This is a genomic window from Streptococcus oralis, assembly GCF_001579175.1.
Classification (GTDB): Bacteria; Bacillota; Bacilli; order Lactobacillales; family Streptococcaceae; genus Streptococcus; species Streptococcus oralis_O.
The window spans coordinates 550417-561617 of sequence record NZ_KQ970759.1; the positions used below are offsets into that span (position 1 = coordinate 550417).

The following is an 11201-nucleotide window of genomic DNA, read 5'->3' on the forward strand; positions in this document are numbered from 1 at the left end:
ATCAAAGTACGAGAAAAATACCTATCAAGTCATATTGATGATAGGTATTTTATTATAAGAGTATTCTTGAGAGAAAAGGGCTGATACAATTTGTGACAATCGTTTCACTCCAGAGAATTTGCGCTGGGGATAAATAGTCAGCTCTTAAACATTCTTTTAAAAATTCAGCAGCTTTATCTGGAGCAATCTCAAACTCAAAGGCCTTCATCCTGTAGAAAAAATCGATTAGATGCTCAGTTAAGTAATCTTCTGAAAAGGGGACTTCTCCACTTTTTCGATATTCTAATAAGAGACGAGAAAATCTAGCTTTTTCATCTGGTAAATCACGAAAATAAGAATTTATTAGCAAAATTTGTTTTTGCTTTCGTTCAATAGGATCTTGGTTCGCAATTCGTTGCTCTTTTTCAAGCTCTTTTTGATTTTGCTTTGCTTTGAGAGCTCGTTCTTCTCTATTCTTTCCAAAAAGAATTTTTTCCCATTTTCGTTCTTCTGGTGTGAGGGTTTCTCTAAAGCCAAAGTAATCTTGATAGGCTCGTTCTGCAGGCCCCATAGCAAGAATGAGGTTGTCAGCGTATTGCTTGGCGATTTTATCTCTTTTCTTGCGTTCTTTCTCTGCCTGAATCCGTAAATGCTGCTCGTAGTCGATTTTCTCCTTACCTAGCTTGACAAGGTAGAGTTGATCATCAGTCTTTCCAAGTAGAAAGGGTTTGATACACTTTTCAAGGACCTCTTCCATACGTGCCTTCTTTTTTGGTTCTGCCTTGGTCCAACTTCCACCTTGAAAGACTTCTAGGAAAAGCTGGTAATCTTTCTCAGGTGCAAATTGATTGCCACGATTGGCTTTGAAAACACCTTTTTCCCAAAACCATTTTAGAAGTCGTTCGTCAAAATCGCTTTTATTGACCTTGATTTTTTCCTTTTTCTTAACTTTTCTAGTCAGATTTTCAAGCTTTCTGAGAAGTTTTTCTTCCTCTTCTAGTTGCTGGTCTAAAGTCAGTCGATGAAAATGACGAACACAATCGCTGCCGATAGGAAAAAGACGTTGACCTGTGACAGTATTAAAGAGTTCGTAGGCGTATTTAATGGCATTCCCACAGACGCAATTACTACGACCAATGCCATTAAAAATCAAGGAAACTTCATTCCATTCCTTGGTAGCTTGATCCCAAGTATCGGCTTTTGAAGCCTGTAAAACCGCATCGTGCAGAGATTTTCTAACTGGAAGTGGCATGAGGTTTCCTTTCTAATACTCAATGAAAATCAAAGAGTAAACTAGGAAGCTAGCCGCAGGCTGTACTTGAGTACGGCAAGGTGAAGCTGACGAGGTTTGAAGAGATTTTCGAAGAGTATAAATTATACTTTTACAACTTGAACCTCATCTTTGCCGAGTAAAATCAGGTATTTCTCAATATTTTCAATCGAATAGGCTCGTGATAAGGCTTCTCCATATAGGGCTAACTGACTACGATAGCGGTCTATGAGTTGACTTGGTTGATCGTAACGGTCTGTTTTGTAGTCGAAAAGAACGATACGATTCTTATAAAGAAGATAGCCATCCAAGATTCCACGAACAACAAAGTCTTCCTGACTCTTTTGGTCGCGTTTGAGCATGGAGAAAGGTTGCTCACGATAGAGATAGTCAGTATTAGCGAGAATCTCCTGACCGAGTGGCGTATCAAAGAAAGCTAGGATTTTAGAAAGATTGATCTTGTCTCTAACAGCTGGGCTGGTTTGAACTTGGTGCAGAGTATCTTTCAGGTTATCAAGTGTTGGTTGCTGACTGAGGTCGATTCTCTGCATGAGTTCGTGTGTTGCACTACCAATCTCAGCTCCTGTTACCTTTTCTTTAGTTGAAAAATCTGGTAAATCAAAGCTGATTTGTTTCTCTGGTGATTGAGTTTGATTAGCAATTTGTACCCCTTCCATATCCATCACTGGTTCATAGAATTTCTTGATTTGACTTGGGGTTTGGACACTTGGTAGTTCAATGGCTGCTCGGTGAAGAGTATTATAAACTTCCACCTCTTTCAGCATTTCCAAAGCTTCTTTAATCGTTTCAGACTGACGATTGTCTGCTTGAGAACTATCTTGTAGAGGACTCTTGTTTTCCAACTCTCCGATAGCTTCTCTGGTCAGCTGGTCTTCACCAACGAAACGGTAGCTAAAGTTGAGATGATCTTTGGCAAACACTTTAGTGATAGCCCAAACCCAATCTTGGAAATTCTTGGCTTGCAGTCTAGTATGTTTATCTAGTTTTCCGTTTTCAGCAGCTGGATATTCCTTGGCTTCTAGCTTTTCACGAGAGCCCTTACCGACAAGATAGAGCTTTTTCTCAGCCCGTGTCATGGCAACATACAGCAAACGCATCTGCTCTGAATAGCTAGCCAGTTGCAGTTCTTCTTCATTCTGCGTATAGGTAAGGCTAGGAATGGAGAGTTTAATGGTTTTAGGATAGTGTGCTTCCACTGCTCCTGTTTCCACCTTGGCAATGTATTTGACGCCAAGCCCATTCTGACGACTAAGAATAACATCAGACATTGAGTCTTGCTTATTGAAGTCCTGATCCATATTGAGGATAAAGACATAAGGAAACTCCAGTCCTTTACTTTTATGAATGGTCATGAGTTCTACCGCATCCTTAGGCGGAGCTACTGCCACGCTTGCAAGATCATGCTGTGCTTCCAAAACCTGATCAATCATTCGAATAAAACGAGACAAGCCTTTGAAATTACTCTTTTCAAACTGGTCTGCTCTCAAAGCTAAAGCATAGAGATTGGCCTGTCTTGCAGGACCATTTGGCAAAGCTCCAACATAGTCATAATAAAAACGGTCATTGTAAATCTTCCAAATCAAGTCATAGAGGGAGTGGGTTTTGGCATATAAGCGCCAAGAATCCAAAATATCCATGAATTGATTGAGTTTTTCAGCTAGAGCTGTATAAATCAAGTTTTTCTGACTTGTTGCCTGTTTTTGAGCATTGACAAGCTTCTTGTAAAGATTCTCTTGGACTTTATCTTCTGCTTTCTGAAGAGACAAACGTGCCAGCTCGTCCTCATCAAAATCAAACATTGGAGACTTCATAAGGGCAACCAAGGCATAGTCTTGGAGGGGATTGTGGATGACACGGAGAGTGTCTAGCATGACTTGCACTTCTAAGGATTGGAGGTAATTATTTTGTTCTCCGTCTGTTTTGACAGGGATCCCATACTCAGACAAAGCGAGGAGAATCTGGTCATTTCGACTGCGACTGGAAGTCAAAAGGGAAATTTCTTTGAAAGCAACACCTTTTTCCTGATGAAGCTTCAGGATTTCCTTGATGACTAAGCGCATTTCCCCTGTTAGTTTTGTTTCTAATTGGCTCTCTTCCTCCTCTTGTCCACTGTCGTCCTTATCGTAGAGGAGAAATTCTGCCTTGTTGTCTGGCTTGGGAGTTAGTTTGCTATTGGCAAAAACAAGCTGGTGCATGCTGTCATAGTTGATTTCCCCGACCTCTTGATCCATAAGGCGTGCAAAAACATCATTGGTTGCAGACAGCACTTCTGAACTACTGCGGAAATTTTCCTTGAGGAGAATCAACTTGCCCTCTTTTGGATTTTGCGCATAGCGTTGAAATTTTTCATTGAAAATCTGGGGATCTGCCTGACGGAAACGGTAGATGGACTGCTTGATATCTCCAACCATAAAGCGATTGTGGCCATTCGACAGCAATTCCAGCATCCGTTCTTGAATGTGGTTGGTATCCTGATACTCATCGACCATGACTTCGTGGAATCGTTCCTGATAAGCCTCGCGGACTTGTGGGAAATTTTCTAGAATCTCGATGGTATAATGACTGATATCAGCGAATTCAAAGGCATTTTCTTGGCGTTTACGTTCACGATAAGCCTCCACAAAATCGCTCATAAAGGTTTGGAAAGTTTTAGATAACTCCCAGGTGTCTCCATGATAACGCTCTTGATAGTCGAGAATGGTTATCTGGTCTGACAGTTGTCCTAGTTTAGCAAACTGGGCCTTTCTCTCATCGTTATAGGCATCAGCCAGTGGTTTCAAATCGGCCTTACGACTAGAATTAGCCAGAGCTCGACCATTTTTCTCCTTAGAGATGGCGACAACACGAGCAAGCACTTCTTGATAAGCCTGGCTATCGGACTCTTGATTTAAGGAGCTAATTTGATCCAGAACCTGTTGAACAGCTTCTAAATAGGTAGCTTTGGGAAACTCCTTTGCATTGTTATCCAGATGATAACGGAAAAAGCTTTCCAAATCCCAAAGCGCCTGCTTGATTTTCTCAGTTAGTTTTTCTTTTTCACTAGCAAAATCAGCTTCTTCAAATCCCTTGAGGAAAGATTCACTCAGCCATCTCTGAGGATTACTGGTGGATTGAAGGAAGTCATAAATTTTGTAGACTTGCTGGCGCAGACCTCGTTCATTCTTGCCACGTCCAGCAAAGTTCTTCACCAAGCTACTAAATTTCTCTTTATTCTCACCTTGGTAATGGGCTTCAAAAACCTGATGAAAAACTTCGTTTTTGAGGATTAACTGTTCACTTTCATTTTGTAGAATACGGAAGTTCGGTGCGATATCAATCAGATAGCCATGTTTTCCTAGGAATTTTTGTGTGAAGGAGTCCATGGTTCCGATGGCAGCGTTTGGCAGGTCTGCCAACTGGCGTCCCAAGTGTTGTTTGAGATCGACATCAACGGTTTCTTGGATTTGCTGGCTGATTTTTTTCTCCAAGCGTTCCTTGAGTTCAGTAGCAGCCTTGACGGTAAAGGTCGAGATAAAGAGTTGAGAAATTTCGTTACCACGCGCTAACTGATCCAGAATGCGCTCTGCCATGACAAAGGTTTTCCCTGAACCAGCAGACGCTGAGACTAGGATATTTTGCCCAGCAGTATAAATGGCTTCGATTTGCTCGGCTGTTTTCTTCTGTTCCTTGCTCGAACTCGCTTCTGCTTCTTGCAATTTTTGAATTTCTTCCTCAGTTAAAAAGGAAATGGGCTTCATCGATTCAACTCCTCTCTCATTTTCTCAAACCAAGCTTGCTTGAGTTTTTCTCCGACCAGTCGTTTACCATCAGCTAGGTCTAACTTTTCTAGGAAACGTGCTTGACCCAAATGGTAATTAGCTTCAAAGCCAGTAATAGCCTGATGTTGTTGAACGTATGGGGCAATACTTCTGCCATTCTCTGTGTATGGATTGATGGCGAACTGACCTTCTAAAATCTTTTCAGCTGCCTTCTTGTAAAGATGGGCATTATAGTCTAGTAAGAGCTGGAATTCCTCGTCTGTCAGCTGATTGGCCTTGTTTTTATTGTAAAATTCGCCTAAATGACTACTTTCTTTCTCTAAAAAGAGCCCTTGGTATTTCATAGACTTGCTAGCTTCTGCTACTGCTCCAGCCAAACTTTTAACGGTCAGCAGAGATTGGACAGGTTCAGCCATTTCTAGGTACATAGCGCCGAAAAAGTTTTGCTCTCCTTCTCCTTTAAGGGCAGCAAGATAGGTTGGCAGTTGGGAATTAAGACCATTAAAGAAATGAGGAAACTGGAACTGAGTCAAACTTGACTTATAGTCTACCACTCCTAGCGCTCTATCAGCTTTCAAACGGTCAATTCGGTCCACCTTACCTCGCACATGGACACTGCGACCATTATCCAACTGGATAAAGGGTTGGTCTCTGCCGCCAAATGTTGCCTCTTCCTGAATGGTCTCAATGGCTGGATTATGACGTAGGATGTGGCCAGTGGTCCTAGCGACATCAAGAAGAACTTCCTTGGTAAACTGGGCTTCTAAACTTTCTTGATAAATGGCTTCAAATTCCCGTTCTTGACTGGTTTCTTGAATAGCTTGTTCCAGACGGTGGTCAAACGGATTTTCTGCAGGCAGTTTCAAGGCACGCTCAAAAATACGGTGCAAGAAATTCCCGTGACTGCGAGCATCTGGACGAAGGCGTAATTCTTCCTGCAAACCTAAGACATAACGGAGGAAATAACTGTATTCATTGCGATAAAACTCCGTCAAACCAGAGGTAGACAGGTAAAACTCTTTGTCAGCTGGATAGAGAGCCTGCAAGGTCTCTTTCTCTAATGGTTTGCTACTTGGACTAGTTGGGATAGCTGGATTTGCAAGGCCTTTTTGATCTAGTTTTTTCCCCATCACACGCGCCAAAACCTTGACAAAGGTCACATCTTGTTCTTTTTCACTAGAATCTGCCTGCTGGTGATAGGCAACTAGACTAGACAAGAGACTGTGATAAGAACCCATATCCTCCTTAGACAGACTTTTTTGATGAATCTTCTTCTCTATCCGGCTAAATCCAAAACTCACCAGTTCCTGAAGATAGGCTGATTCCTTGCTCTCATTTTCATTGAGGAGACTTGGAGATGACAAAATCAATTGTTTACGGGCAGCGTTGACTAAAGAAAGCATGGTATAGCGATTTTTCTTGAGGTTTTCACTACTTGCAATCAGCAGTTGAGCTCCCTCTTCAGTCGCTTGGTTTAGGCTTTGTCTTTCTTCGTCTGTCAAAAGGCTGGTATTTTGCGCGATTTTCGGTAAATGATCCTGAGTGAGTCCAATGGCATAGACAAAGTCAGAAGTCAGTGGTGCAATCAAATCGTAACTCTGCACCAGAACAGTGTCCACTGTCGCTGGAATAGTGCGATACTGAGATAAAGTCATCCCTGAGTGGAGCAAGGCTAAGAAGTCCTCCAGACTTACTTGTGAACCAGCAAAAACCGTCGCAAATTGTTCTAGAACATGACTGAAAGCTTTCCAAACTTCAGCTTGTCTTTCCTGTTCTAGAGTTTCCATAGTAGCTGTCAATTCTTGCATCTGCTTACTTAAGACAGCATTTTTTAGAAAAGTATTCCACTTTTGCAAGAGATTTTCAGCTTTCTGTTTCCGACTGGCAAATAAGGTTTCAAGTGGAGCCAAAACTCGCAGACGAAGAGCATTCAAACGTGGCAAATCGAATTTTCCGTGGTGGGATTTTGTGAAGGCCTGCTGAAAAGCTGGCAACCCATTGATGCCAAGATAGCGGAGATATTGCTCAAAAGCATCAATATCCGCTTGGCTAAGGTCAGTATACAAACCAGTTCTGAGGAGATTAATCAAATCTTCTTGACGAAAACGGTAGCGTTTCAAACGTAAAATAGACTCCACATACTGAGTCAAAGGATGATGAGCCATGGATTCACTTCTACCAAGATAGAAAGGAATCTGGTACTGGTCAAAGATTGTCTTGAGAGATAACTGATAAGAAGCCACATCTCCTAACAGAATACGAAAATGCTTGTAACTCAAGTCTGGATTGTCATGTAATTTCTGACGGATGCTACGCGCTACCAACTCCAACTCCTCTTTTTGCGTCAAGCAGGACCAGATTTGCAGATGTTCACGATCTTTCTCATCGACATCTAAAGCGAGCTCTGAAAAATCATAAGAAGACTCCAGCAAACGAGATGCCTTGTCAAAACTATCTATTTTCTCATGAGTCTGAGAACGATCCTGAGCAAGCGATTGGTATTTTGCCCCCAAATGATGGAGGAATTCCACACTGGCTTGATAGAGATTTCCTTCAGTGAACGGACTGGTATAGGCTTTCTTGCTTGCATAAGCCCCAATAACAATCTCGGCACCTTTTCGATGGAGCAGATCCACCACATGATCTTCCTCAGCAGAAAAACGGGTAAATCCGTCAATGACCAGAGCAAGCTGACTAAAATCACTACTTACCTTATCATTCTCAATAGCCTCAATCAAATGGGACAACTGACTTCCCTGAGCCAACTGAGCCTGATTGAGATAGGCCGTTACTTTCTCGAAAATTAAGAGTAAATCTACTCTCTTGTCCTCATCGGTCAAACTTTCCAAGTCCAAAAAGCTCATCTGAGCAGTTGTCATCTCATGATAAAGTTCAATCAACTGCTGGATAAATTGAGGGTCTTCTTTAATACCTCCATAAACTCGTAACCCTTTAGGATCAAGTTCAGCAAGGCATTTATAAAAGGCCATTCCAAGGCCGATGTCATCAAGACTGGTCTTTGTAGGCAAGTCATTTAAAACCAGATAACGAGCCATTTGAGCAAAGCGCGTGACAGTAATCGCAAAAGAAGCCTGCTGGGACAAGCATTCCAGCACGGCACGTTCTTTTTCAAATGAAAGAGAGTTGGGAGCAATGTAGAAAACCCGCTTACCAGCAGCAACCAGCTCTTCCGCCTCTCTGGTTAGGATTTCTGTCAAAGAAGTCCGAATATCAGTATAAAGTAGTTTCATCTCTGCCTCGTTTGGTTTTTCAAAGTTTCTTACTCTATTATATCAAAGTTCGCTTCACAGTCCAAATCCAAAATTCTTGTTGACAATCATTTAACTAACAAATCAATCAAGCATCATCTTCCACTTTCATATGTTGAAAAATATGGAGAAAAAAGTCTTTGGAAACTTCAAAATGTCCATAACGAAGTCGAGAAGTATAGTCTCTCCATTCAGGATGCTGTCTGGCTATTTCTATGGAGCAATCTTTGACGGGTTGATAATACTCGACATTTCGTCTAAAGGGAAAGAATCCTTCAAATTGCTCTACTTGATAGGCTTTGTCATCTATAATTTTACCTACGGCCACAAAAGCCTGTAACTTATCTTGACCATTCATATCGTATTTTGGACTATAGTATAAAAGATAGTCACCTTTTTTCATACGATTTAAGGGGCCGCCCTTTCCATGACAGACCTGACAAAAATTTCCCTCAACTCCTCTTAAAACATGGTTCTTCGAAACAACTCCTACCCAATATCTAGGCATTTTTATCCTCCAACTCTACTAAAAAGCGATTAAAAACTTCTCTATCGTTAGATAGTTTTTCAAAAAATTCTTCATCAACACCTTCTACTAAAGGTAAAGCTTGATTGACCTTCTCCGCGCCAGAATTCGTCACCGAGACAAGTTTTGCCCGACTATCCTTTGGGTGTTGATCGCGTCTGATGTAGTCTTTCTTCTCCAGTAGTCTAACAATCTGGGAAACCGTCATGACATCCATTCCAGTGAACCGAGCGATATCAACTTGCGTTACATATTCCTCTCTATTGTTCAAAAACAAGAGCGAGGTTAAAACGATAAATTGAGGCAAAGTGAGGCCAACCGATTTCAAAACTCTTTTTAAATTACTTTCCCATTTGTTGTAAACTTTAATGAAAAGAAGACCTGTAGACTCTGTTTCATCATTTTTGTAAATTGAATTAAAGTAATACTTTGACATTATTTCTCCTTAAATATTAAGTGTACATATTATATAAGATTTTATTTACTTTTTCAAGAAAAGGAAAGTCAAATGTTACAATTCTGTCGGACATTTTATAGTCTATATGCTATAATAAAAGCAAAACACCTAGAAAAGGAAATCTTATGATTAAACTACTTGCCTTGGATATGGACGGAACCCTCCTTAATGAAGCCAAGGAAATCCCTCAAGCCCACATCACTGCTATTCACAAAACTATTGAAAAAGGCGTCAAATTGGTTCTCTGTACGGGGCGCCCGCTTTTCGGTGTTCTTTCTTATTACAAAAAACTGGGTCTTGATCTCCAGAATGAGTATGTCATTGTCAATAATGGTTGTTCAACTCACCAGACCAGCGACTGGAGTCTAGTTGACTGGCAAGAACTCAGCCCAGCTGATATCGAATACCTCTATGACCTGGCTGAAAAAAGCGACGTCCAGTTGACTCTTTTTGATGAAGAACATTATTTTGTCCTCGGTGGTAAGCCTAATCAAATCGTTCAAAATGATGCTAAACTTGTTTTTTCAGACCTGACTGAAATTTCCCTTGAGGAAGCCACTAGTGGCAAATATCGGATGTTCCAAGGTATGTTTTTGGGCAACGAAGAGCAAACAGACGATTTTGAGCAGCGGTTTGCTGAGGAACTCTGCCAACGATTCAGTGGAGTTCGTTCGCAGCCTGTCATTTATGAAGCAATGCCCCTTGGAACGACCAAGGCTACTGCTCTTTCTCGACTAGCAGCGATTTTGCAGATTGAACCGTCAGAAATTATGGCCATGGGTGATGCCAATAACGACATTGAAATGCTCCAGTTTGCCGGTCTTGGTATTGCTATGGGAAATGCCAGCGACCATGTCAAATCCCTAGCCGATGCTGTAACAGCCAGCAACGAAGAAGACGGCGTTGCGCGTGCCATTGAGAAGTATATTTTATAGAGAAAATTCCCAGTTAAATCCTTAACTGGGTTTTTGACATTTTAAAAATCAGAAAACTTTAGAAACTCTTTAGAAATACTTGAGCTTTCTTTGATTTCTATAGCTTATACTAAAGTTAGAAAAATAAATCTAAAGGAGAAAATCATGAAAACAGTACTCGAAATTCATGGACTGACCAAACAATTCGGCCAACAAGCTATTCTTCAAGATCTTAGTCTAACCATAAAAGAGGGAGATATTTATGGTCTAATTGGAAAAAACGGAGCAGGTAAAACTACTCTTATCAAAATCATTACACAATTATTGTTTGCGGATAAAGGAACTATTTCCCTCTTTTCTAGCCAAGAACAAAATGAGTGGACCAAGGCTCTATCTCGAGTGGGTTCTGTTATCGAATCACCTGTAGCCCATAATCACTTAACAGCATACCAGAATCTGAAATATTATTGTATGATACGTCATATTCCAAATGCTGATAAAGTCATTCAAGAAACACTGGATTATGTAGGTTTGTCAGATACAGGTAAAAAAGTCTTCCGTGATTTCTCGCTAGGAATGAAACAAAGGCTTGGTATCGCCATTGCCCTTCTATCAAAACCAGACTTCCTTATCTTAGATGAGCCTATTAACGGACTTGACCCAATTGGAATCAAAGAATTTCGTCTCATGATCCAGCGGCTCAATCAAGAAAAAGGCATAACCATTCTCGTCTCTAGTCATATCTTGTCAGAACTCTATCTCTTAGCTAATCGCTTTGGTATTCTGGATCAAGGTAAGATTATCCGTGAAATCAGTAAAGCGGAATTTGAAACACTGAGTGAGGATTATATTGTGCTTAAAACAAGCGACAAAGAAAGAGCTTGTCAGGTATTGAAAGAACAAATCCAACTCCAATTTAAGGTTGTCAATCCTGAAAATGAAATCCATATCTTTGGAAATGAACAAGATGTCAAACAGATTCTTAAGCAACTAACTTTGGCCGATGT

General features: G+C 40.9%; 7 protein-coding genes. 2 read left to right on the forward strand and 5 right to left on the reverse strand.

Translation table 11 applies throughout. From position 1 onward, the window contains the following. Window positions 1–52: 52 nt before the first annotated feature. From SORDD24_RS02775 to SORDD24_RS02800, 5 genes are all read right to left on the reverse strand, one after another. Window positions 53–1231 (reverse strand): hypothetical protein, encoded by a 1179-nt coding sequence (locus SORDD24_RS02775; RefSeq protein WP_061407219.1) that lies wholly within the window; start codon window positions 1229–1231, stop codon window positions 53–55. Between the two features lie 122 nt (window positions 1232–1353). After that, window positions 1354–5007, reverse strand: a complete 3654-nt coding sequence (gene addA / locus SORDD24_RS02785) for a helicase-exonuclease AddAB subunit AddA (protein WP_061407221.1) — start codon at window positions 5005–5007, stop codon at window positions 1354–1356. Further along, window positions 5004–8279: an ATP-dependent nuclease subunit B gene (gene rexB / locus SORDD24_RS02790; protein WP_061407222.1), complete on the reverse strand. Its 3276-nt coding sequence runs from the start codon at window positions 8277–8279 to the stop codon at window positions 5004–5006. Before rexB ends, addA begins: the two co-directional genes overlap by 4 nt. Window positions 8280–8385: 106 nt before the next feature. Then, window positions 8386–8805, reverse strand: a complete 420-nt coding sequence (locus SORDD24_RS02795) for an EVE domain-containing protein (protein WP_001138494.1) — start codon at window positions 8803–8805, stop codon at window positions 8386–8388. Continuing rightward, a complete protein-coding gene (locus SORDD24_RS02800) occupies window positions 8798–9259 on the reverse strand; it encodes a MarR family winged helix-turn-helix transcriptional regulator (protein WP_061407225.1) in 462 nt (153 codons plus the stop codon). Before SORDD24_RS02800 ends, SORDD24_RS02795 begins: the two co-directional genes overlap by 8 nt. A gap of 146 nt (window positions 9260–9405) precedes the next feature. On the opposite strand from SORDD24_RS02800, the gene SORDD24_RS02805 reads away from it, so the two are divergent. Both SORDD24_RS02805 and SORDD24_RS02810 read left to right on the forward strand, forming a co-directional pair. Beyond that, complete coding sequence (locus tag SORDD24_RS02805) at window positions 9406–10215, forward strand: Cof-type HAD-IIB family hydrolase (RefSeq protein ID WP_061407226.1); 810 nt, start codon at window positions 9406–9408, stop codon at window positions 10213–10215. Window positions 10216–10359: 144 nt separating this feature from the next. Further along, on the forward strand, window positions 10360–11201 hold an 842-nt coding region (locus SORDD24_RS02810; protein ID WP_231082666.1), incomplete at its 3' end, for an ABC transporter ATP-binding protein.

Coding starts and splice junctions, on each gene's coding strand:
- SORDD24_RS02775 (WP_061407219.1), bottom strand. CDS start 1,231: ATGCCACTTCCAGTTAGAAAATCTCTGCACGATGCGGTTTTACAGGCT.
- addA (WP_061407221.1), bottom strand. CDS start 5,007: ATGAAGCCCATTTCCTTTTTAACTGAGGAAGAAATTCAAAAATTGCAA.
- rexB (WP_061407222.1), bottom strand. CDS start 8,279: ATGAAACTACTTTATACTGATATTCGGACTTCTTTGACAGAAATCCTA.
- SORDD24_RS02795 (WP_001138494.1), bottom strand. CDS start 8,805: ATGCCTAGATATTGGGTAGGAGTTGTTTCGAAGAACCATGTTTTAAGA.
- SORDD24_RS02800 (WP_061407225.1), bottom strand. CDS start 9,259: ATGTCAAAGTATTACTTTAATTCAATTTACAAAAATGATGAAACAGAG.
- SORDD24_RS02805 (WP_061407226.1), top strand. CDS start 9,406: ATGATTAAACTACTTGCCTTGGATATGGACGGAACCCTCCTTAATGAA.